At 65.5% G+C, this 20,941-nt stretch carries 23 protein-coding genes and 1 pseudogene; 9 read left to right on the forward strand and 15 right to left on the reverse strand.

Translation table 11 applies throughout. The features are described 5' to 3' along the window. Positions 1-82 precede the first annotated feature (82 nt). Positions 83-928 (forward strand): AAA family ATPase, encoded by an 846-nt coding sequence (locus AC1MHZ_RS22060; protein WP_084858393.1) that lies wholly within the window; start codon positions 83-85, stop codon positions 926-928. A 12-nt stretch (positions 929-940) separates the two neighbouring features. Beyond that, complete coding sequence (locus tag AC1MHZ_RS22065) at positions 941-2,119, forward strand: vWA domain-containing protein (RefSeq protein WP_084858392.1); 1,179 nt, start codon at positions 941-943, stop codon at positions 2,117-2,119. An 84-nt stretch (positions 2,120-2,203) separates the two neighbouring features. Here the strand turns inward: AC1MHZ_RS22065 and AC1MHZ_RS22070 are convergent, their stop codons facing one another. Genes AC1MHZ_RS22070 through AC1MHZ_RS22085 form a run of 4 tightly spaced genes read right to left on the reverse strand, consistent with a single transcriptional unit; the run spans position 2,204 to position 5,889 of the window. Further along, on the reverse strand, positions 2,204-3,121 hold the full coding sequence (locus AC1MHZ_RS22070) for a 5-oxoprolinase subunit C family protein (RefSeq protein ID WP_084858391.1): 918 nt from the start codon (positions 3,119-3,121) through the stop codon (positions 2,204-2,206). Continuing rightward, positions 3,118-3,813 (reverse strand): 5-oxoprolinase subunit PxpB, encoded by a 696-nt coding sequence (gene pxpB / locus AC1MHZ_RS22075; protein ID WP_143515241.1) that lies wholly within the window; start codon positions 3,811-3,813, stop codon positions 3,118-3,120. The genes AC1MHZ_RS22070 and pxpB overlap by 4 nt, the downstream gene beginning before the upstream one ends. Continuing rightward, the gene (locus tag AC1MHZ_RS22080; protein WP_482966916.1) at positions 3,813-4,592 is read right to left on the reverse strand and encodes a 5-oxoprolinase subunit PxpA; all 780 of its coding nucleotides are present in this window, start codon (positions 4,590-4,592) and stop codon (positions 3,813-3,815) included. Before AC1MHZ_RS22080 ends, pxpB begins: the two co-directional genes overlap by 1 nt. Before the next feature lie 10 nt (positions 4,593-4,602). Next, the gene (locus AC1MHZ_RS22085) at positions 4,603-5,889 is read right to left on the reverse strand and encodes an MFS transporter (protein WP_084858388.1); all 1,287 of its coding nucleotides are present in this window, start codon (positions 5,887-5,889) and stop codon (positions 4,603-4,605) included. Between the two features lie 130 nt (positions 5,890-6,019). On the opposite strand from AC1MHZ_RS22085, the gene AC1MHZ_RS22090 reads away from it, so the two are divergent. Beyond that, positions 6,020-6,931, forward strand: a complete 912-nt coding sequence (locus tag AC1MHZ_RS22090) for a LysR family transcriptional regulator (protein ID WP_084858387.1) — start codon at positions 6,020-6,022, stop codon at positions 6,929-6,931. A 104-nt stretch (positions 6,932-7,035) separates the two neighbouring features. Here AC1MHZ_RS22090 and AC1MHZ_RS22095 read toward each other — a convergent pair whose 3' ends face one another. The 3 genes from AC1MHZ_RS22095 to AC1MHZ_RS22105 are packed head-to-tail and all read right to left on the reverse strand — an operon-like array spanning position 7,036 to position 8,853. Next, on the reverse strand, positions 7,036-7,557 hold the full coding sequence (locus AC1MHZ_RS22095; RefSeq protein WP_196167096.1) for a DUF2937 family protein: 522 nt from the start codon (positions 7,555-7,557) through the stop codon (positions 7,036-7,038). 11 nt (positions 7,558-7,568) lie between these two features. Continuing rightward, positions 7,569-8,342: a class II glutamine amidotransferase gene (locus tag AC1MHZ_RS22100; RefSeq protein WP_224456509.1), complete on the reverse strand. Its 774-nt coding sequence runs from the start codon at positions 8,340-8,342 to the stop codon at positions 7,569-7,571. A 16-nt stretch (positions 8,343-8,358) separates the two neighbouring features. Continuing rightward, entirely contained in the window at positions 8,359-8,853 is a 495-nt protein-coding gene (locus AC1MHZ_RS22105) for an MFS transporter (protein ID WP_324817022.1), read from the reverse strand. A 202-nt stretch (positions 8,854-9,055) separates the two neighbouring features. On the opposite strand from AC1MHZ_RS22105, the gene AC1MHZ_RS22110 reads away from it, so the two are divergent. Continuing rightward, a complete protein-coding gene (locus AC1MHZ_RS22110) occupies positions 9,056-11,098 on the forward strand; it encodes a S9 family peptidase (protein ID WP_482966917.1) in 2,043 nt (680 codons plus the stop codon). A gap of 62 nt (positions 11,099-11,160) precedes the next feature. Here the strand turns inward: AC1MHZ_RS22110 and AC1MHZ_RS22115 are convergent, their stop codons facing one another. Then, positions 11,161-11,436 carry a hypothetical protein gene (locus AC1MHZ_RS22115; protein ID WP_084858382.1) on the reverse strand — a complete coding sequence of 92 codons (276 nt, stop codon included), beginning with the start codon at positions 11,434-11,436 and terminating at the stop codon, positions 11,161-11,163. 131 nt (positions 11,437-11,567) lie between these two features. On the opposite strand from AC1MHZ_RS22115, the gene AC1MHZ_RS22120 reads away from it, so the two are divergent. The 3 genes from AC1MHZ_RS22120 to AC1MHZ_RS22130 all read left to right on the forward strand — a co-directional run bounded on the left by AC1MHZ_RS22120 (position 11,568) and on the right by AC1MHZ_RS22130 (position 12,917). Next, positions 11,568-11,939 carry a YajD family HNH nuclease gene (locus AC1MHZ_RS22120; RefSeq protein WP_084858381.1) on the forward strand — a complete coding sequence of 124 codons (372 nt, stop codon included), beginning with the start codon at positions 11,568-11,570 and terminating at the stop codon, positions 11,937-11,939. Between the two features lie 68 nt (positions 11,940-12,007). Then, entirely contained in the window at positions 12,008-12,478 is a 471-nt protein-coding gene (locus AC1MHZ_RS22125; protein WP_084858380.1) for an RNA methyltransferase, read from the forward strand. A 103-nt stretch (positions 12,479-12,581) separates the two neighbouring features. Continuing rightward, complete coding sequence (locus AC1MHZ_RS22130; protein ID WP_084858379.1) at positions 12,582-12,917, forward strand: YgaP family membrane protein; 336 nt, start codon at positions 12,582-12,584, stop codon at positions 12,915-12,917. Between the two features lie 18 nt (positions 12,918-12,935). Here the strand turns inward: AC1MHZ_RS22130 and AC1MHZ_RS22135 are convergent, their stop codons facing one another. Together AC1MHZ_RS22135 and AC1MHZ_RS22140 are read right to left on the reverse strand one after the other, a co-directional pair. Then, positions 12,936-14,144: a hypothetical protein gene (locus AC1MHZ_RS22135; RefSeq protein ID WP_482966918.1), complete on the reverse strand. Its 1,209-nt coding sequence runs from the start codon at positions 14,142-14,144 to the stop codon at positions 12,936-12,938. 48 nt (positions 14,145-14,192) lie between these two features. Continuing rightward, entirely contained in the window at positions 14,193-14,642 is a 450-nt protein-coding gene (locus tag AC1MHZ_RS22140) for a YcgN family cysteine cluster protein (protein ID WP_084858377.1), read from the reverse strand. A gap of 155 nt (positions 14,643-14,797) precedes the next feature. On the opposite strand from AC1MHZ_RS22140, the pseudogene AC1MHZ_RS22145 reads away from it, so the two are divergent. Continuing rightward, positions 14,798-14,959: pseudogene (locus AC1MHZ_RS22145) on the forward strand (nitroreductase family protein); the annotation flags it as partial. On the opposite strand, the gene AC1MHZ_RS22150 reads toward AC1MHZ_RS22145, so the two are convergent. From AC1MHZ_RS22150 to AC1MHZ_RS22165, 4 genes are all read right to left on the reverse strand, one after another. After that, entirely contained in the window at positions 14,949-15,881 is a 933-nt protein-coding gene (locus tag AC1MHZ_RS22150; RefSeq protein WP_482966919.1) for a D-2-hydroxyacid dehydrogenase, read from the reverse strand. The pseudogene AC1MHZ_RS22145 and the gene AC1MHZ_RS22150 overlap by 11 nt on opposite strands. 78 nt (positions 15,882-15,959) lie before the next feature. Continuing rightward, positions 15,960-16,253 (reverse strand): YcgL domain-containing protein, encoded by a 294-nt coding sequence (locus tag AC1MHZ_RS22155; RefSeq protein ID WP_043215465.1) that lies wholly within the window; start codon positions 16,251-16,253, stop codon positions 15,960-15,962. Beyond that, positions 16,253-17,383 (reverse strand): ribonuclease D, encoded by a 1,131-nt coding sequence (rnd, locus tag AC1MHZ_RS22160; RefSeq protein WP_084858375.1) that lies wholly within the window; start codon positions 17,381-17,383, stop codon positions 16,253-16,255. The genes AC1MHZ_RS22155 and rnd overlap by 1 nt, the downstream gene beginning before the upstream one ends. A gap of 79 nt (positions 17,384-17,462) precedes the next feature. Next, positions 17,463-19,103: a phosphoethanolamine transferase gene (locus tag AC1MHZ_RS22165; protein WP_482966920.1), complete on the reverse strand. Its 1,641-nt coding sequence runs from the start codon at positions 19,101-19,103 to the stop codon at positions 17,463-17,465. 265 nt (positions 19,104-19,368) lie between these two features. Between AC1MHZ_RS22165 and AC1MHZ_RS22170 the strand changes: the two genes are divergently transcribed. Further along, entirely contained in the window at positions 19,369-19,602 is a 234-nt protein-coding gene (locus tag AC1MHZ_RS22170) for an HP1242/YdcH family protein (RefSeq protein ID WP_084858373.1), read from the forward strand. Positions 19,603-19,687: 85 nt separating this feature from the next. Here the strand turns inward: AC1MHZ_RS22170 and AC1MHZ_RS22175 are convergent, their stop codons facing one another. Beyond that, entirely contained in the window at positions 19,688-20,869 is a 1,182-nt protein-coding gene (locus AC1MHZ_RS22175) for a trans-sulfuration enzyme family protein (RefSeq protein WP_482966921.1), read from the reverse strand. Between the last annotated feature and the right edge of the window lie 72 nt (positions 20,870-20,941).

Consider the following 20,941-nt stretch of genomic DNA (forward strand, 5'->3'; position numbering starts at 1 on the left):
ACAAACAGAGGTTGCCCGCACGGGCCCTGTCGCCGGCAAGCCGGCGACAGGGCCGATGCAGGCTTGCGCAGAGGATCGGTTCATGAAGTTCGAAGGCACCCGCGACTACGTCGCCACAGACGACCTGAAGCTGGCGGTCAACGCGGCCATCACCCTGGAACGCCCGCTGCTGGTCAAGGGTGAGCCGGGTACCGGCAAGACCATGCTCGCCGAACAGCTCGCGGCCTCCTTCGGCGCCCGGTTGATCACCTGGCACATCAAGTCCACCACCAAGGCCCACCAGGGCCTGTACGAGTACGATGCGGTCAGCCGCCTGCGCGACTCGCAATTGGGCGTGGACAAGGTCCATGACGTGCGCAACTACCTGAAGAAGGGCAAGCTGTGGGAGGCCTTCGAAGCCGAGGAGCGGGTGATCCTGCTGATCGATGAAATCGACAAGGCCGACATCGAGTTCCCCAACGACCTGTTGCAGGAGCTCGACAAGATGGAGTTCTACGTCTACGAGATCGACGAGACCATCAAGGCCAAGCAGCGTCCGATCATCATCATCACCTCCAACAACGAAAAGGAGCTGCCGGACGCCTTCCTGCGCCGCTGCTTCTTCCATTACATCGCCTTCCCCGACCGCGACACCCTGCAGCAGATCGTCGACGTGCACTTCCCCAACATCAAGCAATCGCTGGTCAGCGAGGCGCTGGACGTGTTCTTCGACGTGCGCAAGGTGCCAGGCCTGAAGAAGAAGCCCTCCACCTCCGAACTGGTCGACTGGCTCAAGCTGCTGATGGCTGACAACATCGGCGAGGCGGTTCTTCGCGAACGCGACCCGACCAAGGCCATCCCGCCGCTGGCCGGCGCCCTGGTCAAGAACGAGCAGGACGTGCAGCTGCTCGAACGCCTGGCCTTCATGAGCCGGCGCGGCAATCGCTGACAGGAGCCGGCCATGCTGCTCAACCTGTTCAATGAAATGCGCGCGGCCAAGGTGCCGGTGTCGGTGCGCGAACTGCTCGACCTGCTCAATGCCTTGCAGCAGCGGGTGGTGTTCGCCGACATGGACGCGTTCTATTACCTGGCCCGGGCCATCCTGGTGAAGGACGAACGGCATTTCGACAAGTTCGACCGGGCCTTCTCGGCCTATTTCAAGGGTCTGGAAAACCTCGACCGGCACCTGGAGGCACTGATTCCCGAGGACTGGCTGCGCAAGGAGTTCGAGCGCTCGTTGAGCGATGAGGAGCGTGCGCAGATCCAGTCCCTGGGCGGGTTGGACAAGCTCATCGAGGAATTCAAGAAGCGCCTGGAGGAGCAGAAGGAACGTCATGCCGGCGGCAACAAGTGGATCGGCACCGGCGGCACCAGCCCGTTCGGCTCCGGCGGCTACAACCCCGAGGGCATCCGCGTGGGCGAGGCCGGCAAGCGCCAGGGCAAGGCGGTCAAGGTCTGGGACCAGCGTGAGTACAAGAACCTCGACGACCAGGTCGAACTGGGCACACGCAACATCAAGCTGGCCTTGCGCCGGCTGCGCAAGTTCGCCCGCGAAGGCGCCGCCGAGGAACTGGACATCGATGGCACCATCGACCATACCGCCCGGGATGCCGGGCTTCTGAACATCCAGATGCGCCCTGAGCGACGCAACACGGTCAAGCTGCTGTTGCTGTTCGACATCGGCGGCTCGATGGACGCCCACGTCAAGGTCTGCGAAGAGCTGTTCTCAGCCTGCAAGACCGAGTTCAAGCACCTGGAGTACTACTACTTCCACAATTTCGTCTACGAGTCGGTGTGGAAGAACAACCTGCGCCGCACCTCAGAGCGTTTCTCCACGTTCGACCTGCTGCACAAGTACGGCGACGACTACAAGGTGGTATTCGTCGGCGATGCGGCCATGGCGCCCTACGAAATCACCCAGCCCGGTGGCAGCGTGGAGCACTGGAACGAGGAAGCGGGGTATGTGTGGATGCAGCGCTTCATGGAGAAGTTCAGGAAGATCATCTGGATCAATCCCTATCCAAGGCAGGCCTGGGACTACACCGCTTCGACCCACCTGGTGCGCGACCTTATCGAAGACAAGATGTATCCGCTGACCTTGCAAGGGTTGGAGGAAGGGATGCGCTACCTGTCCAAGTGAACATACCGCTCCTGCAGGCCGTGCACGATCCCCTGTAGGAACGGCCTCGTGCCGCGAAAGGGCTGCAAAGCAGCCCCAATGGCCTCACCCCCACCGCACAAGGTAGGCCTGCTGCTCTTGCCAGGCCAAATCCTGCACCACCGCCCTGAACCGCACCACCGCTCCCGGCAGGCACTGCGCCAGTCGCGCCAACGCCAGCGGCGTCAACGCCCCCAGCCGCGGGTACCCGCCAATCGTCTGCCGGTCATTGAGCAGCACGATCGGCTGCCCATCCGGGGGTACCTGCACGGCCCCCAGCGGTATCCCTTCGGAAATCATCGGCGCCCCCTGGTAGACCAGTTGCGGGCCCAGCAGACGAATACCCATGCGGTCGGCACGGCTGTCCAGGGTCCAGTCGCGGTTGAACGCCTCGAACAGGCTGGTGCCGCTGAACTGGCCGATCTGCGCCCCCATCACCAGGTCCAGCTCTGGCGTGCCCTGGTAACCCGGTCGCAATGACTCCGGCACCTCCCGCAACGTCGGCGAGCTGCCGGAGAACGCCAGCACCTGGCCCTTGGAAAGCGCCGCGCCTTGCCCGTTGAGGCCGCCCAGGCCCTCGCGCACCACTGTCGCGCAACTGCCCAGCACCGCCTCGGCCTGGAACCCGCCGGGTGCCGCAAGGTAGGCGCGTGCGCCCTGCCGAGGCTGGTGCAGGCTCAGGCGCTGGCCCTTGGCGAGCCGCACGCTGCGCCAGGGCTGGACAGGCTGGCCGTCGACCTGTGCATCCAGGTCAGCGCCTGCCAGGGCAAGCGTACAGTCCTGCTCGGCCACCACGCTGAAGCCTCCCAGGGTCACCTCCACCACCGGCGCATCCCAGGCATTGCCCAGCAGCCAGTTGGCCCAGCGCAGGGCCACCCAGTCCAAAGCACCGCCCTGGGTGACGCCCAGGTGGCGCACGCCGAAACGCCCGGCATCCTGCACCTGGCACAGCGGCGTGCAGGTGTCGATCGTCAACTGGTTCATGCCAGGGCCTCCAACGGGGTGTCATCGCCGCCCAACGCCATAAACTCGGCATGGGACACCGCTACGAAGCGTACCCGGTCCCCCGGTTGCAAGAGGCTGTAGCCGTCGCGCTCGCGGTCGAACAGCTTCACCGGGGTACGGCCGATCAGGTTCCAGCCCCCCGGAGACACCGCCGGGTAGGCGGCAGTCTGCCGCTCGGCGATACCCACGCTGCCGGCGGCCACGCGCTTGCGCGGGGTATTCAGCCGCGGGCTGGCCAGGCGTTCGTCCACCAGCCCCATGAAACCGAACCCTGGGGCGAAGCCCAAGGCGAACACCGGGTATTCGCGCGCGCAATGCAGGCGCACCACCTCGGCCTCGCTCAAGCCGCTCCGGGCTGCCAGCTGCGGCAGTTCCGGCCCGACGCTGGCGTGGTACCACACGGGCATCTCGTGCCGGCGCCCGGCATTGCCGGTGTCCGGCTGCAAGCCCTCCAGCGCCTTGCCGATCAACGCCCTCGCCTCGCCCGGAGCCGACGCGAACTGCACCATCAGCGTGGTGTAGGACGGCACCAGGTCGACCAGGCGCGCGCCGAAAGCCGCACGCAGACGCTCGCTGGCGGCCAGTATCCAGGGCATGTTGGCCTCCTCGATGGTGTCGAACAGGCGCACCATCACGCTGTCGATGGCCACCACCTCGATGCGTGGGCTGATCATGGTTGCACCAACGCATCCAGGGCCTGGCGGATCTGCCGCACTGCCGCCACGGAGCTGTCGTTGTCGCCATGTACGCACAGGGTGCTGGCATCCAGCTGCACGGCGCTGCCGTCATCGGCCACCAGTGCCTGGCCACGCGCCAGGCGCAGGGCCTGTTCGAGTACCTGCGTCGGGTCGTGGTGCACCGCGCCGGGCAGGCGCCGGGACACCAGGTGGCCACTGGCGGTATAGGCGCGGTCGGCGAAGGCTTCGAACCACAGCGGCACACCCACCGCCTCGCCCAGGGCCCGGGCGGCACTGTCGTCGGCAGTGGCCATGAGCATAAGCGGCAAGCTGGCGTCATAGGCGGCCACGGCCTCAAGTACGGCACGCAGCTTGAGCGGGTCGGCCATCATGTCGTTGTACAGCGCGCCATGGGGTTTTACATAGGCCACACGGCCGCCAAGCACCCTGCAGATGCCATCCAGGGCGCCGATCTGGTAGTGCAGCAGGTCGCGGATCTCCTCGCTGCTGCAGGCCATGGAGCGGCGGCCGAAGCCGACCAGATCCGGGTAGGCCGGGTGCGCACCGATGGTCACACCGTGCGCCAGCGCCAGGGCCACGGTGTGGCGCATGGTGCCCGGGTCGCCGGCATGGTAGCCGCAGGCGATGTTGGCGCAATCGATGTAGGGCATGACCTCGGCGTCCAGGCCCATGCGCCAGCTGCCGAAACTCTCGCCCATGTCGCAATTGAGTAGCAGGCGTTTCACCGGTGGGGTTCCCTTGTGGCTGTTCATGTTGCCTACCTTACCGTGCCTTGAGTTGTTTGCCGCGTGTTTCCGGCAGGCTCAGGGCGGCAAGAATCACCACACCGTAGGACACCGCGGCGAAGCCACCAATACCCAGCCCCAGCGGCACCTTCTGGCTGAGCATGCCGATCAGCAGCGGGAAGAAAGCGGCGATGGCCCGCCCCACGTTGTAGCAGAAGCCCTGCCCCGAACCACGGATACGCGTGGGGAACAGTTCGGTGAGGAAGGCGCCCATTCCGCTGAAGATGCCCGAGGCGAAAAAGCCCAGGGGGAAGCCCAGCCACAGCATGACGCCATCGCTCACCGGCATCTGGGTATAGAGCAGCACGATGACGAACGAGCCGACGGCGAACAGGATGAAGTTCTTCTTGCGGCCGAGCAGGTCGGTCAGGTACGCGCTGACCACGTAGCCGACATAGGAGCCGATGATGACCATGGCCAGGTAGCCACCGGTGCCCAGCACGCTCAGGCCGCGTTCGTTCTTGAGGAAGGTCGGCAGCCAGGAGGTGATGGCGTAGTAGCCTCCCAGGGCACCGGTGGTCAGCAGCGAAGCGCGCAAGGTAGTCCACAGCATGCCTGGGGCGAAGATCTCGTAGAAGCGCGACGGCGCCTCGCTCTTCTCCACCGCCTTGGCCTCGCGATAGACCTCCGGGTCCTTGACCAGGCGGCGAACGAAGATCACGAACACCGCCGGCACGATGCCCAGCAGGAACAGCGCGCGCCAGGCCTGCTCCGGTGGCAGGACGGAGAACAGCAGCGCATACAGGATGGCCGTCAGGCCCCAGCCAATGGCCCAGCCGGACTGCACCATGCCCACCGCCTTGCCACGGTCCTGGGCGCGGATCACCTCGCCGATCAGCACCGCGCCGGCGGTCCATTCACCACCGAAGCCGAAGCCCATCAGGGTACGCGCCACCAGCAACTGCTCGTAGCTCTGGGCGAAGCCGCAGAGGAAGGTGAAGAAGGCGAACCACAGCACCGTCAGCTGCAAGGTGCGCACACGGCCGATGCGGTCGGACAGGATGCCGGCGATCCAGCCACCCAGGGCCGAGGCGATCAGCGTGCTGGTGTGGATCAACCCGGCCTCGGCGGTGGTGATGCCCCACATGAGGATCAGGGTGGGGATCACGAAGCTCAGCATCTGGGTGTCCATGCCATCGAGGCCGTAGCCGATCTTGCAGCTCCAGAAGGTGCGTCGCTGCTGACGGTCGATGTCGCGGTACCAGGCGAAGGGGCCGGTGGACGGGCGGGTGGGCGCCTGTTGCTGCACGCCGGTTGGGTTCATGAATGCCTCGGCTTGTTGGTATTGTTTTATGGACGACGCCTGGCGTCGCGGCCTGGGTATCATTGTTCAAAGGCTGCGGGGGTAGCGTCCAACGATAAAAACCGCCGGTCTGGAACAAGAAAAACTGATCATGAATCTGCGCTTTCTCGAAACCTTCGTCTGGGTCGCCCGGCTCAAGAGCTTCAGGCTCACCGCCGAGAAGCTGTTCACCACCCAGGCGTCGGTGTCCAGCCGCATCGCCGCGCTGGAGGCGGACCTTGGGGTGAAACTGCTGCTGCGCGACTCCCGCGGCGTCAGCCTGACCCCGGAAGGCAGCAAGGTGCTGGAGTACGCCGAACGCATGCTCGATACCGCCAAGGCCATGAAGCAGTCACTGGACAGCGACAGGACCAAGGTCGGGCGGATCCGCATCGGCGTCATGGACACGGTGATCCATACCTGGATGAGCGCGCTGGTGGCCGAGCTCACCGAGCGCTACCCCCAGGTGGAGATCGAACTGGTGGCCGATACAGCGCTGAACCTGCGCGAACAGCTGCAAAAAGGCTTTCTCGATGTGATTCTGCAGACCGACCTGTTACGCCAGGAGTCGATCCGCAGCACCGACCTGGCACGCTACCCCATGGGCTGGGTCGTTGCAGCGGGCTCTCTGCAACACCGCGACTACGCCTCGCTGGCGGAGCTGGCCCGGGAGCGTATCGTCACCTTCTCCAAGAACTCCCGCCCGCACCAGGAAGTGCTCAGCCTGCTGCAGGCCGCAGGTGCCCAGGCGCCACGGCTGAACTGCGTGAACTCGGTCGCCGCCATCACGCGTCTGCTGCGCGATGGCTTCGGCATCGGCGCCCTGCCGCCGGCATTGGTGGATGCCGAACTAGCCCGCGGCGAGCTGGTATTGCTGGGCGGGCTGCAGCCACCGCCGAGCCTGGAGCTGGTGGTGGCCTGGCAAACCGGCGTGGCGTTGGTGGATGAGGTGGTAGGGGTGTGCAAGCAGGTGCTGGAGCGTTATGCGCGGGATGTGGGGGAACAGCGGATCGTGCTGGTCTGACAAGCCCCTGGGGCCGCTACGCGCCCCTTTCGCGCAAATGGCGCAGGCCACGTACCTGTAGGAGCGGCCTCGTGCCGCGAAAGGGCCGCTTTGCGGCCCCAGGCCTAGCGCCAACTCTCTTTGACAGCCTTGCGCCGACCGCCAAGCACCACCCAGCCAAGCCCCACCAGCAGGCTCTCGACCACCAACGCCAGCACGAACCCCGCGCCAAGCCCCCAGCCGATAGCCTCGGGCACCAACAGCACTTGGTAGCTGTAGCCCGCGAGCGTCTCGTCACGCAGCTGCGGATCGGCCTGCACCAGCACATGCCAGGTGCGGCTCGGCCAGGGCGCTTGCAATGCCTGCCATTCCTTTTCCAGCAGCTGGTTGCGAACCAGCAGGCTTTCGATGCTGTTGGCGTCACTGTTGAACACCGGGTCGTCACTGGTGCGGTAATGGCGCACCAGTGCCTGGAGGTCACCGTTGAAGAAGCGTTCGGCGGTCTGCCGGAAGCCATCGAGCGCCTCGCGCGACTCGAACAGGTGCGCCTCGACCCGTTGGCTGTAATCCTTGATCAGCCCGGGCACCTGGAGCCCGGCCAGCAGGCCGAAGGTGAACAGCAGCAACCGCAGGTAACCTCTGAACATGCAACGGCTTCCTAGCTCTGCCCCTGGGCGATGCATTCGCCATGGCGCCACAGGGCCCATTGACCCGGCTCGTAGCGCTGCCAGGTCTCGTTGTCGGTCAGGGCCTCGGTGGCGATCACCGTGACCACGTCGTTGGGGGTGGTTTCGGACTGGAAGTCGACATTGAGGTCGACATCCTTCAAACGCGCCGGGCCGAACGGTGCGCGCCGGGTGATGTGCACCAGCTTGGTCGAACAGAAGCAGAACAGCCAGTCGCCATCGCTGAGCAGGCAGTTGAATACGCCCTTGCCGCGGTACCCGGCACAGGCTTCGACCAGCACCGGCAGCAGCTGTTCAATCTCGACAGGCTCCGGGAAGGCGGCGCGCACGCGATTGAGCAGATCGCAGAAAGCCGCCTCGCTGTCGGTGTCGCCTACCGGCCGGTAGAAGGTGACCTGGCCCTGGAATTCGCCAAGCTGGCCGTTGTGCGCGAAGCACCAGTTGCGCCCCCACAGCTCGCGCACGAACGGGTGGGTGTTGGACAGGCAGACCTTGCCGACGTTGGCCTGGCGGATATGCCCGATGACCACTTCGCTCTTGATCGGGTAGCGCTGCACCAGGTTGGCCACCTCCGACTCGCTGCTCGCTGCCGGGTCCTGGAACACGCGCAGGCCACGCCCTTCGTAGAAACCGATGCCCCAGCCGTCGCGGTGCGGGCCGGTACGGCCGCCGCGCTGCATCAGGCCGGTGAAGCTGAAGACGATGTCGGTGGGAACGTTGGCGCTCATGCCCAGCAGTTCGCACATGCTCCAGGCCCTCCGCCTACAACCGTGGCTCGACCCGGCCGCGGCCGGTGGCCACCGGCTGCGGGTCGTCGCGGTAGCGGTCGTGGCGCTCGGCAACCACCGAAGCGCGGGCTGTCACCTGCTCGTCCTCGACGGCCTGGCGCTGGGCGGCGGCATCAGCCTTGGCCCGGCGTTCACGGGCACGCTTTTCCAACGGCCAGCGCACCAGGACGAAAACGCCATACAGGATGAAGGCGATCAAGCCGTACATGGCCAGGTCCGAAGCGGCACGCCAGGCGTTGTTGCCGACCTTGAAGGCCAAATCCAGGGCGGTGATGGCGATGGCCGGGGCGAAGCTCTCCTTGACCGGGTCGACGATGGTCGGGGTCAGCAGCAGCACTGCCAGGACCACCCGCAGCGGTTCGCGCAGCCAGCGCCACATCCAACCGGTGAGCTTGAAGCCTACCCACAGGCAGCCAAGGGCGGCCAGGGCATACAGGCCCCAGGCGAGCGTATAGTCGTTCTCGGTCATGGTGTTCGTGCAAGCCAGGTAAAGAGATGCCTATGATAAACACTTTTCAGGGCGCACACAGCGTCTCCCTGTCCCGGCCCCAATCGCCGGCAAGCCGGCTCCCACAGATTCAACGCTGCCCTCGAGGCTTATGCAGTACCTGTGGAAGCTGGCCCGCCGGCGACAGCGCCAGAGCATGCCGCCCCCAGCCAAGAGATCCCCAATGCCCAACAAGCCTCAGCCGCCCGTCGCCCATAGAGACAACGCCCCCGATCCCTACGCCTGGCTGCAGCAGCGAGACACGCCCGAGGTACTCGCCTACCTTCACGCCGAGAACGTCTACCAGCAAGCCTGCCTGGCCGACCAGGCGCCCCTGCGCGAACAGCTGTTCGAGGAAATCAAGGCACGCATCCTCGAAACCGACCTGTCGCTCCCCTCCCCCTGGGGCCCCTACCTGTACTACACCCGCACCACGGCCGGCGATGAATACCCGCGTCACTACCGCTGCCCACGCCCAGCCGATGACTCCAATACCGTCGACCAAAGCCAGGAACAACTGCTGCTCGACCCCAACGCCCTGGCCAATGGCGGCTTCCTGTCCCTGGGTGCCTTCAACGTCAGCCCCGACCATCGTCTGCTGGCCTACAGCCTCGACACCAGTGGCGACGAAATCTACACCTTGTACGTGAAGGACCTGGCCAGCGGCACGGTCACCGCCCTGCCCTTCGACGACTGCGACGGCAGCCTGACCTGGGCCAACGACAGCCAGACGCTGTTCTTCGCCGAACTGGACGACACCCACCGCCCCTGGCGCCTGCGTCGCCATACCTTGGGCAGCCCCGAGGCCCAGACCGTGTTCGAAGAGCCCGACGGGCGCTTCTTCCTGCATTGCTACCGGGCCAGTTCCGAGCGCCAGCTGGTGCTGCTGCTCAACAGCAAGACCACCAGCGAAGCCTGGGTACTCGATGCCGCGACCCCGAATGCGGCCTTCACCTGCCTGGCACCACGGGTCGAGGGCCACGAGTACTTCCCTGACCATGGCCAGCTCGACGGCCAGTGGCGATGGTTCATCCGCAGCAACCAGGACGGCATCAACTTCGCCCTGTTCCAAGCCCCGGCCGAGCAGGTACCCAGCCGCGAGCAATGGCAGGTGCTGGTACCGCACAGCGACCAGGTCATGCTCGAAGGCCTGAGCCTGAACGCCAGCGCCCTGACCCTGAGCCTGCGCGAAGGCGGCCTGCCGATCATCGAAGTGCGGCCCCAGGGCCTGGCGCCCTACCGTGTCGAACTGCCGGATGCCGCCTACAGCCTGTATGTGCAGGACAGCCTGGAGTTCGCCAGCACCCGTGTGCGGCTGCGCTATGAAGCGCTCAACCGACCGGCCCAGGTGCGCCAGTTGGACTTGGCCTCCGGCGAGCAGGTTGTGCTCAAGCAGACCCCGGTACTGGGCGAGTTCGATGCCGACGACTACGTCAGCGAACGCCTATGGGCCGTGGCCAAGGACGGCACCCGCGTCCCCATCAGCCTGGTGCGCCGGCGCGACGACCTGGGCCAGTGCGTACCGCTGTACCTCTACGGTTATGGCGCCTACGGCGAGAGCCTCGACCCGTGGTTCTCCCATGCCCGCCTGAGCCTGTTGCAACGCGGCGTGGCCTTCGCCATCGCCCATGTGCGCGGTGGCGGCGAGCTGGGCGAAGCCTGGTACCGGGCCGGCAAGCAGGCGCACAAGCAGAACAGCTTCGACGATTTCATCGCCTGTGCCGAGCACCTGATCGCCGAGGGCGTGACCACCCGCGAACGCCTGGCCATCAGCGGCGGCAGCGCCGGCGGCCTGCTGATGGGAGCAGTGCTCAACCAGCGCCCGGAGCTGTTCCGCTGCGCCATCGCCGAGGTGCCGTTCGTCGACGTGCTCAACACCATGCTCGACCCGGAACTGCCGCTGACCGTCACCGAGTACGACGAATGGGGCAACCCCGAGGAGCCGGAGGTCTACCAGCGAATCAAGGCCTACGCCCCCTACGAGAACGTCAAGGCCCAGGCCTACCCGGCCATGCTGGTGGTCGCCGGCTACAACGACAGCCGCGTGCAGTATTGGGAAGCGGCCAAGTGGGTGGCGCGACTGCGCACCTGCAAGACCGATGACAACCTGCTGCTGCTCAAGACCGAGATGGGCGCCGGGCACGGCGGCATGAGCGGGCGATACCAGGGGCTACGCGATGTGGCGTTGGAATATGCGTTCGTGCTCAACGAGTTGGGCGTGGTGTAGCCACAGGCCGCGTGGATCCGCGGCCTCCTGTGGGGCTTGTCCCGCCCCACAACGAGGCCATTTCAGTCTTGCCTGGGTGGCTGTTTCGGCGGCTCCTGCAACCCCGGCAACGGCTGGTCCTTGGGCGGCCCGGGCACCGGCATCGGCGGCAGCAGCGGCGCGCCGGGCTGGTTGTCACCGGCCTTGGGCGGCGTGCTCGGAGTGATCTGTGGATAGGGGGTCGGCGTCGGCGTACCCGGTGCACCGGGCACCGGCGTGAAGAGCCGAGGCTGCTGGCCAGCCGCGTCGGCCAACGGCGCGGCGGCGAGAATCAGCGCGGCGAGGATCGCATGAACCATCGGCAACCTCCTGTCAGGGTATCCCTACAGGCTATGCCCAATCAGGCGTTTTCGCCTGTCCGAGCAGGGCCCAGGCGCGCTAGACTCAGTGACATAACCGTCATCTACCCGATTACAACAAAGGTAACACCATGAGTTCGGCCTCCACCTCCGCCGCCACCGCCCGCCTCGAGCGCATCCTTGCCGACGCCAAGCGCGACAAGGAAATGGGCTACCGCGACAAGGCCCTGAAGATGTACCCCCATGTCTGCGGCCGCTGTGCCCGCGAGTTCTCCGGCAAGCGCCTGTCAGAGCTGACCGTGCACCACCGCGACCACAACCACGACAACAACCCCCAGGACGGCTCGAACTGGGAACTGCTGTGCCTGTACTGCCACGACAACGAGCATTCGCGCTACACCGACCAGCAGTACTTCAGTGAAGGGTCCACCAGCACGCCGAGCATCGCCAAGGCCACCCACAACCCGTTTGCCGGGTTGGCGAGCCTGCTCAAGAAGGACTGACCCCGAATCGCCCCCCGCTGCTGCCGGTGAGCCCGTATAATCGCGCTTTTTGCGAAGGGCCCCGGTACGTGGCAAACAAACGGTACAGCTGCATCGGCCTGTTCAACCCCAAGTCCGCCGAGAACGTAGGTTCGGTGATGCGTGCGGCGGGTTGCTATGGCGTCAACTCGGTGTTCTACACCGGCAAGCGCTATGAGCGCGCCCGCGACTTCGTCACCGACACCAAGCGCGTGCACTACGACATCCCGCTGATCGGCATCGACGACCTGCAGCGCATCATCCCCTTGGGGTGCACCCCGGTGGCCGTGGAGCTGGTCGAAGGCGCCCGCCCGCTCCCCGAATACACCCACCCTGACCGCGCCCTCTATATCTTCGGCCCCGAAGACGGCAGCCTCGACGCGAGCGTGCGCGCCTGGTGCGAAGAGACCATCTATATCCCCACCCAGGGCTGCATGAACCTGGCGGCGACCGTGAACGTGGTGCTGTACGACCGCATGGCCAAGGGGCTCAATACCCGCTCGGGGCCCAAATTCAAATAAAAAGGCCGCCTTGCATAGCCAGTACCGCACCACCCGGCAATCGGACTGAACGGGCAGGTGGTGCAGCGGGTCAGCTGCTTACACCTCAACTGGAGAGTTCGTCATGCGCGATACCCCTTTGCTTGTGCATACACGCAACGTCCACGGCTGGGAGCGCGCCAGCTCCCTGGCCGGCGGCGCCTTGATGATCAGCAAGGGCCTGCGCCACGGCGGCCTGGTCGGCCTGCTGCAGATCGTGGTGGGTGGCATGGCCCTGGCCCGGGGCGTCAGTGGGCACTGCTCGACCAAGGCCTGGTGGCAGCGACACCGGGCCGATTACCTGCGACTTCGCGGGGACATCGAACGCGGCGCTGCAGAGCTCAAGGCGCTCAAGGCCAGCGCCGAGGCAGCGACACAGGGCGTGACGGTGACCGGGGTCGAGACTAAGGCCAAGGGCTGAGGTGGCAGGGCCGTCCTTTCAATGCAGGACCTTGCTCTCCAGCACCTCGGACCGCCGCCCCAGCACGCTCTCGCTGAGCTGGATGAACTCCTCGGTGCTGACACTGGGCAGGCGCATCAACGCCCGGGTGACATCGTCCAGCGAGCGCTTGTCGTGAGTGTGCAGGCGGATCTCGCGATCCAGCGCCTGGAGCAGCAGCACGCCTCGAGCAACCTGGCCGACATCGGCGTGTTCACCACGCAGCCGGGAAACCTTGGCGCCACGCTTGTGCAGGCGTGCCTGCCAGGCCTCATAGCGGTCGTCACTGATGCCGCCGGCGCGGCGCAGCAACTCGGTGGCGTAGTAGTCGGCCAGGCTTTCGCCCAGCCAGTCGCTGCCGTCACGGTCGTTGACCTGGGCGAACAGCTGCACCAGCTCACGCAGCAGCGGGCTGGCGCCGCTCTCGCCGATCAGCGGGCGGGTGCTGTGCAGGTAGATCGAATGATGCCCGGCCAGCGCGCCCCGCCACATCTCATCGCGAGCGCCCACCAGCAGCAGCTTGGGCGGGTTGCGCGGGAACACCGCCTGCAGCTGCGGCCAGACGAAGGTCAGTAGGGTCAGGGTGTCCATCCGGCGCATGCCCTGCCCCTGCGGCGCGGCCACGGTCACTTCGGTAGCGCCCAAGCGCGCGCGGCGGCTGCCCAGGTTGCCGGCCAGCATCCAGCCGGTGGGCCGGTCGAACAGCCGCGAGACATCGTCGATGCGAAACTTCTGCTTGCCGATGCGCGGCCAGGCGGTTTCGACGCTTTTCCAACCGGCCGGCAGCTCGAACGTCAGGCGCGCCACCAGCTCGGTGCCATCCTGCTGGTCCAGACGCGCCGGCGGCACCAACTGGTCACCGCGCAGCAGCGCCCAATCCGGGGTTATACGGCTCTCGTAGGCACCGCCGCGTGGTTTCTGGTCCAGCTGCACACGATAGCTGAGCCGGGGCTTGCCCACAGCCGGGTGCCAGACGCCCCGCTCGCCCTGTACCTGCCATTGGCCATCGGCCTGGAAGTCGCTGTAGGCGCCCTGCTTGCCCAGGTCGAAATCCAGGCTGCGCACGGCGCTGCCATCGGCCAGGGTCAATTGCACCTCGGCCTGACCGCTGGCCGGCAACAGGCGCACCTGGTAGTCCAGGTCGACCTTCTTGGCCCAGGCCGGCGCACAGGCCACCAGGCCCAGGACCCACAACAGATGGCAACGCATGCAGAACTCCTTGTTCCAGAGGCGAAAATAAAGGCAGGCGCGAGTCGCTCAGCTCGCGCGGAAGATCAGGTGATCCTCCCAGTCGTCTTCGTCGACATCATGCTCGCTGAGCATGCGCCCGGACTGGGAGATACGTTGTTCGTGCACCTGCGTGCGGTCGCCGCACACCAGGTGGTGCCAGGCTGGCAGGTCCTTGCCTTCGCTGACCAGGCGATAGCCGCAGGTGCTCGGCAGCCATTTGAACTGGTCGGCCTTGCCGGGGGTGAGCTGGATGCAGTCGGGCACCTGGGCGAAGCGGTTGGGGTAGTCGCTGCACTGGCAGGTGGTCAGGTCCAGCAGCTTGCAGGCGATGCGCGTGTAGTAGACGCTGTTGTCGTCCTCGTCCTCGAGCTTCTGCAGGCAGCACAGCCCGCAGCCATCGCAGAGCGACTCCCACTCTTGCGGGTCGAGCTGTTCAAGGGTCTTGCGCCGCCAGAAGGGCGCGTTGTCGGCGATCATCACACGTGTTCCTGCATTGAACTTCAATCCGCGGCGCGCGGCGGCGCCAGTCTAGAGCCTGTCCGGGGCCAATGCCAGACCGCTTGTCAGTGCCGGCTGGACGCAGTAGCGTGCGCGCTTTCCCCGTCCCTTTGCAGGAGCAGCCATGAGCGCCAACCCACGCATCGCCGACCGAGGAAAGACCAGCGCTGTGGCACACCTTCGACACAGGCTCCGCCTGGGGCCACCTGGCCTTGCAGGCCAGCATCAGCGGCTGGCACACCCACGGCATGGCCGGCTTCGACCAGGACCTAGGGCCAATGCAGATTAATAGCCCCTCGAGAAATCCACTTCCCCGCGCAACTCCTGCCCCGCCTGGTACGCCTGCACATTCTCGGCGAACAACCGCACCATCGCCGTCGGCGAAGTGGGCGCCGAGCTGTGCCCGGTCAGCAGCAGGCCCCAGGCGGTCCAGAACGGGTGCTGCCGAGGCAACGGCTCCTGGCGGCAGACATCGATCACCGCCCCCGCCAGGTGGCCTTCCTTCAAGGCGTGCACCAGGTCGGCGTCGACCACCGCCACACCGCGCCCGGCGTTGATGAACAGTGCGCTGGGCTTGAAGCGCTTGAATAGCGCCGCATCGTACAAGTCGTGGGTAGCTGGGGTGTCCGGCAGCAGGTTGAGCACGTAGTCGGCCTGCTCCACCATGCGAGGCAGATCCGCTAGCCCGGCCACTTCGACGAACGGCGCCTGTTCCCGCGCCTGGCTGGCGACACCGTGAAGGATCGCCCCGAACGGCACCAGGAACTCGGCGACCCGCTGGCCGATATCGCCCGTGCCGACCACCAGCACCCGACGCCCCTCCAGGCTGCGCCCCGGGCGATCGTCCCAGCGCCGCTCGACCTGACTGACCAGGCGCGCCAGCACATCGCGCTCGTGAATCAGCATGTAGGTGAGCATGTATTCAGCCATTACCTGGCCGAAGATGCCCACGGCACGGGTCAGACGATAGTCACGTGGCAGCCCGTCGGCCAGCAGCGGGGTGATGCCGGCCCAGGTGGACTGTATCCACTCGGGGCGATGGCCCTGGCGCAGGAGGCTGGCCAGCAGGTCCGGCTGGCCCAGCCACACCGGGCAGCCGGCGGCCTGGCGCGCAAGCTCGGCGGAGTCATTGCTGGTAACGATCTCCAGCGTCGGCGCCGCCTCGCCGAGCAGGCGGGCATAGTTGGCATGATCCTGTTCAGCGATCAGAACGCGCATGTACGAAACAACCTTGGCAAACAACGAAGACGGCCCGACAGGCGGGCCGCTTGACGAACGATGGGGACCAGGCCGGAATCAGGCCGGGTCGTTGCGGCGCAGCAGCTCTTCGGGCAAGTGCTCGATGTAGTCGTCCTCGGGCGGCGGCATCTGCAGGTGGTAGCCTTGGTTGTCGAGGTTCTCCAGCACCTTGGCGATATCTTCCCGGGCCAGCTTGCGCTCGGGGGTCAGCACCAGGTCGAAGGCATGCACGGGGGTGCCGAAGAACGGCAGCAGGGCTTCGGGAACGCGCGCCAAGCCTTCGGCCTTGAGCACGTAGAGATACATTTCGTTCTTGCGGGGGCTCTTGTAGATCGAGCAGATACGTTTCATCAGGATTCTCCGGCGCCCGCCAGGTTGTCCAGCAGGGCCTGGCCCATGCGCTCACGGCGCCAGCCGCGCAGCGAATCGGGCAGTTGATAGGGGCCATTGGGGAAGCCGCTCTTGAGCAGGGCTTCGAGGGTTTTCTTGCGCAGCATGAGCTCCGGCGCGATGCCCAGGCGCTCGCCTTCGGCCTGGCCGACCGCGCGCAGGCGCTTGAGCATGCCCGAGGCTTCGATCGGCAACGGCTCGGGCAAGGCCTGCGGCCATTGCTCGGCCGGCAGGCTCGCGGCGCGCTTGATCAGATCCAGCAGGAACTGGCCGTCCTGGCGGATGGTGCGCGGGTGCATGTCGTCGATCTTGGCCAGGGCCGAGAGGTTGTCCGGCTGGCTCTTGGCCATGGGCCACAACGAATGCTCGCGCAATACACGATTGCGCGGCAGGTCGCGGCTGCGCGCCTCGCGCTCGCGCCAGGCACACAGCTCGCGCAGCACCGCCAGTTGCTGTGGGTTCAGCTTCCAGGCGAGCTTGACGTCGCGGTACAAGGTCTCGGGTTCTACCTCGCGGCGCAGCTGGGCGACCAGCTCGGCGCCATCTTCCAGCACCCAGGCGTACTTGTCGTCAGACAGCCGTGGCCGCAGCGCGCTGAACAGCTCGGCTAAGTGCACGGCATCTTCGGCGGCATAGCTGACCTGGGTATCCGACAGCGGGCGCTGCAGCCAGTCCGAACGGGTCTCGCCCTTGGGCAGCTCCAGGCCCAGCACGTCCTGCACCAGGCGCGAATAGCCCATGGAGAAACCGATGTTCAGGTAGCCGGCTGCCAGCTGGGTGTCGAACAGCGGTTGCGGCAGCTTGCCGGTCAGGCGCAGGAGCACTTCCAGGTCTTCGCTGCAGGCATGCAGCACCTTGACCACGCCCGGGTCGTCGAGCAGATCGGCCAACGGCTGCCAATCGCGGATCAGCAACGGGTCGATCAGGTACGCCCGGTTGCCTTCACCGACCTGGATCAGGCCGGCCTTGGGGTAGAAGGTGTCGACCCGCATGAATTCGGTATCGAGCGCTACGAAGGGCAGTTCGTGCCAGCCCCGGCAGTGTTCGGCCAGGGTCTGGTCGTCACGTATCCAGTGTATTTCTATGGCCACGAGGCTCTCCCACAAATATTGGCGCGCAGTATATACGGCGCGGGCATTGGGGGTGAAACCTGCGCCATCCTTGGTTTGATCAACGGTCAGCGGTCATCCAGGGGCGACAGCTGGCGAACATGTCCAGCGATTGCCGGTAGACCTCGGTGCGCACCTGCAACAGGCCGAGCATCGAATGGAACAGGTTGTCCTGGCTCAACGGCGCATCGCGCAAGCGGCCCAGGCAGTCGCTGTCGAGCGCGAAGTCCTGGCGGTAGCTGTCGGAAAACCACATCAACAATGGCACGTGACGCTGCTGCTCAGGGGCCAGCATGTAGGGGGTGCCGTGCAGGTAGAGGTTGTATTCGCCCAGGGATTCGCCGTGGTCGGAGAGGTAGATCATCGCCGTATCGACCTTGTCCTGGCGGCTGCGCAGCAGGTCGATCAGCGAGGCCAGCACCTGGTCGGTATAGGCCAGGGTATTGTCGTAGCTGTTGACGATCGATTGCTCATCGCACTGGTTCAAGGCATTGCTCTGGCACACTGGGGTGAAGCGCTGGGCGCTGGCCGGGTAGCGCTTGTAGTAGTCGGGGCCGTGGCTGCCCATCTGGTGCAGCACCAGCACGGTGTCGTGGTCGAGGTTGTCGAGCAGTTCGCCCAGGCCCTGCAGGAGGATCTCGTCGCGACACTCGCCGTCAGCGCACAGTTTCGGGTCCTTGAGGTTGCTGACGTCGACGAACTGCACCCGGTCGCAGGTGCCTTTGCAGCCGGACTGGTTGTCGCGCCACTGCACGGTGAAGCCGGTACGCTGGAGGATGTCCAGAAGCCCCTCGCGGTTCTTGGCGACGCGGGCGTCGTAGTCCTTGCGTGGCATGCCGGAGAACATGCACGGCACCGACACGGCGGTCTCGGTGCCGCAGGAATGCACGTCGGAAAACGCCAGCAGGCCCTGCTCCTTGCCCAGGTTCGGGGTGGTGTCGCGGCCGTAGCCCAGTACGCCGAAGTTCTGCGCCCGGGCGCTCTCGCCCACCACCAGCACGGTCAGCGACTTACGCGTGTGGCGTTGCCAGGCGGCGCTGTCGCGCTTGGCGTCCTCTCCGTAATGCTGGAATGGCCGGGCAGCACTGCCCAGGCGTTCACCGACATAGCCGAACGAGGCCCCGACGATGTTGCTCGGGGTGAGCATCAGGCGGATCTCGTGGTGGTTGCGAAACAGCGAGGCCAGGCCCTGGTAGTTGACCAGTGCTACCGAGCCGAGGGCCACGACGCACGCGCCGCTGACCACCAGCTTGCCGAACAGCTCGCGGTGCCAGGGGCGATAGGCGATGGGGGCTTTCCACACCAGCAATGAAGGCAACATGCCGAGCAGGATCATATACAGGGCGAACTTCAGGGAAAGCAGGTCCCGTACTTCCGTGACATTGGTCTCGGCGATATTACGAAACATGCCGGTGTCGACCAGTACACCATATTGGTTCATGAAGTAGGCGACGCCCGCGCCACTCATGAACAACAAGATCAGCACCGGTTTGAGTACGTACTTGAACGCCACCAATGTGAGGATGAGGTTGAACGCGAAGAACATCAGCACGGCGAATGCCAACAGCAGCCACAGCCCCACCACGCCGGGCGGTACCACGGCCTGCAGGTGCTCCCACAGCGCAGTGTTGAAACCGATCAACAGGTAAAGACTGGCCAGCAACGTGACCCATTCGGCCCGCAGGGTTTTGAAGTTCGGCATGATGTTCGCAGATGAGAGTTGTTATCGGCCGTCGCACCAGGCGGGGCACCGGGGAAGTTGGCCGAACTCTAGAAAGCGTGCCATCAACATTTCGTGAAAAAGACGCCAACGAATAATGGACGGTGCGGTTTTTCCAGATGAAATGAATTTCATGTTTGCCGGTACTGCGTGCGGCCCCTTGGCGCACCCTCCCTCCGCAACCGGGCAAAGGCGACTATCCTCAAGATTCAGGACTTTTTGCCAACCCCTGACCCGAGGTGAAGAAATGCCAGTCCCGCATGATCTGCTCGCTGACCTGCACATTTCCGCTGACGATTTCCAGGCGCTGATCGACAAGGACCAGACGCTCCATCAACTGCACAAGGAGTACAACGCCAAGGACAAGGAGGTGGTGGCCGCCGAAGGTAACGGCACTGCCGACGATGCGGTGAACCGCCTGCGCAAGGAGCGCCTGTTGCTCAAGGACAAGATCGAACGGATCGTTCATCCGGCAAGGTGATTGCACAGACCGATACCCTTCGCGGGTGAACCCGCTCCCACAGATTCGTGCATGCCCTGTGGGAGCGAGTTCACCCGCGAATGCATCAGCTCTCGGCCGAAGCCTTGAGCGCCGTGTCCAGGTCTTCGATCAGGTCGCGGTAGTCCTCGATCCCGACCGACAGGCGCAGCAGGTTCTCGCTGATGCCCATCTGCCCCTTCTGTTCCGGGCTCAGGGAGTTGTGCGACATGCTCCAGGAATGGTTGATCATGCTCTCGACCCCGCCCAGCGAGTCGGCCAGCACGAAGATCGACAACGCCTCCACCAAGCGGTTGACCGCGGCCCGGTCACCCTTGATCTTCATCGCCACCACCGCTCCGCCGGTGCGCATCTGGCGCTTGCACAGCGCATGCTGCGGGTGGCTTTCAAGTTCCGGGTAGTACACCTGCTCGACCAGCGGATGCCCCTCGAGGAAGCGCGCCACGCGCAGGGCATTGGCGCATTGACGCTCCATGCGCACGTCCAGGGTCTTGAGCCCGCGCAGGGCCAGGTAGCAGTCGAACGGCCCCTGGATTGCCCCGACGGCCATGCTGATCCGCCGCAGGCGCTTGAGCAGCTCGTCATTGGCGGCGACCACCACGCCGCCGATCAGGTCGGAGTGGCCGCCGATGTACTTGCTCGCCGAATGCATCACCAGGTCCACGCCGAGGGTGATCGGCCGCTGGTTCCAGGGCGAACAGAAGGTGTTGTCGATGCAGGTGAGGATGCCGCGCTCGCGGGCCAGCTTGCAGACCGCCTCGATGTCCACCAGGTGCAGCAACGGGTTGGTCGGCGACTCGATCCAGATCAGCTGGGTCTCGGGGCGGATGGCCGCAGCCACGGCGTCCAGGTCATTGAGGTCGACATAGGTGGTGCTCAGGCCCGAGGTACGGCTGCGGTAGTCTTCCATCAGGCGGAAGGTGCCGCCGTAGACCCCGTTCATCACCACCACGTGGGCATCCTTGGACAACAGCTCGAGCACGGTGGCCGTGGCACCCACGCCCGAGGCGGTAGCCACTGCACCTGCGCCTTCCTCGAGGGCGGCGACACAGGTTTCGTAGGCATGCCGGGTGGGGTTGCTGACCCGGCTGTAGGCGTATTCGGGGTTGTCGTCCAGGCCGCGCTTGATGAACGAACTGGTAGTGACGATGGCCGGGAAGATGGCATTGTCGGCGACGCTGGACTGCTCGCCGGCGTGGATGGTGCGGGTGGCGAAATTGCGCGGCTTTTCGGACATGGTCGGGTCCATTGACTCTGCTGAGGTTGGAAAGCGCCACTATCGCATATCCGGCGGGGCGCCGCCGAACGGGAATGAACCTGC

The sequence above is a fragment of the Pseudomonas sp. FA-1 genome (assembly GCF_056856075.1).

Excerpts from the sequence above, each read along its gene's own strand:
- AC1MHZ_RS22060 (WP_084858393.1), top strand. The coding sequence starts at position 83 with ATGAAGTTCGAAGGCACCCGCGACTACGTCGCCACAGACGACCTGAAG.
- AC1MHZ_RS22065 (WP_084858392.1), top strand. The coding sequence starts at position 941 with ATGCTGCTCAACCTGTTCAATGAAATGCGCGCGGCCAAGGTGCCGGTG.
- AC1MHZ_RS22070 (WP_084858391.1), bottom strand. The coding sequence starts at position 3,121 with ATGAACCAGTTGACGATCGACACCTGCACGCCGCTGTGCCAGGTGCAG.
- AC1MHZ_RS22080 (WP_482966916.1), bottom strand. The coding sequence starts at position 4,592 with ATGAACAGCCACAAGGGAACCCCACCGGTGAAACGCCTGCTACTCAAT.
- AC1MHZ_RS22085 (WP_084858388.1), bottom strand. The coding sequence starts at position 5,889 with ATGAACCCAACCGGCGTGCAGCAACAGGCGCCCACCCGCCCGTCCACC.
- AC1MHZ_RS22090 (WP_084858387.1), top strand. The coding sequence starts at position 6,020 with ATGAATCTGCGCTTTCTCGAAACCTTCGTCTGGGTCGCCCGGCTCAAG.
- AC1MHZ_RS22095 (WP_196167096.1), bottom strand. The coding sequence starts at position 7,557 with ATGTTCAGAGGTTACCTGCGGTTGCTGCTGTTCACCTTCGGCCTGCTG.
- AC1MHZ_RS22100 (WP_224456509.1), bottom strand. The coding sequence starts at position 8,342 with ATGTGCGAACTGCTGGGCATGAGCGCCAACGTTCCCACCGACATCGTC.
- AC1MHZ_RS22105 (WP_324817022.1), bottom strand. The coding sequence starts at position 8,853 with ATGACCGAGAACGACTATACGCTCGCCTGGGGCCTGTATGCCCTGGCC.
- AC1MHZ_RS22110 (WP_482966917.1), top strand. The coding sequence starts at position 9,056 with ATGCCCAACAAGCCTCAGCCGCCCGTCGCCCATAGAGACAACGCCCCC.
- AC1MHZ_RS22115 (WP_084858382.1), bottom strand. The coding sequence starts at position 11,436 with ATGGTTCATGCGATCCTCGCCGCGCTGATTCTCGCCGCCGCGCCGTTG.
- AC1MHZ_RS22120 (WP_084858381.1), top strand. The coding sequence starts at position 11,568 with ATGAGTTCGGCCTCCACCTCCGCCGCCACCGCCCGCCTCGAGCGCATC.
- AC1MHZ_RS22130 (WP_084858379.1), top strand. The coding sequence starts at position 12,582 with ATGCGCGATACCCCTTTGCTTGTGCATACACGCAACGTCCACGGCTGG.
- AC1MHZ_RS22135 (WP_482966918.1), bottom strand. The coding sequence starts at position 14,144 with ATGCGTTGCCATCTGTTGTGGGTCCTGGGCCTGGTGGCCTGTGCGCCG.
- AC1MHZ_RS22140 (WP_084858377.1), bottom strand. The coding sequence starts at position 14,642 with ATGATCGCCGACAACGCGCCCTTCTGGCGGCGCAAGACCCTTGAACAG.
- AC1MHZ_RS22150 (WP_482966919.1), bottom strand. The coding sequence starts at position 15,881 with ATGCGCGTTCTGATCGCTGAACAGGATCATGCCAACTATGCCCGCCTG.
- AC1MHZ_RS22155 (WP_043215465.1), bottom strand. The coding sequence starts at position 16,253 with ATGAAACGTATCTGCTCGATCTACAAGAGCCCCCGCAAGAACGAAATG.
- AC1MHZ_RS22165 (WP_482966920.1), bottom strand. The coding sequence starts at position 19,103 with ATGCCGAACTTCAAAACCCTGCGGGCCGAATGGGTCACGTTGCTGGCC.
- AC1MHZ_RS22170 (WP_084858373.1), top strand. The coding sequence starts at position 19,369 with ATGCCAGTCCCGCATGATCTGCTCGCTGACCTGCACATTTCCGCTGAC.
- AC1MHZ_RS22175 (WP_482966921.1), bottom strand. The coding sequence starts at position 20,869 with ATGGACCCGACCATGTCCGAAAAGCCGCGCAATTTCGCCACCCGCACC.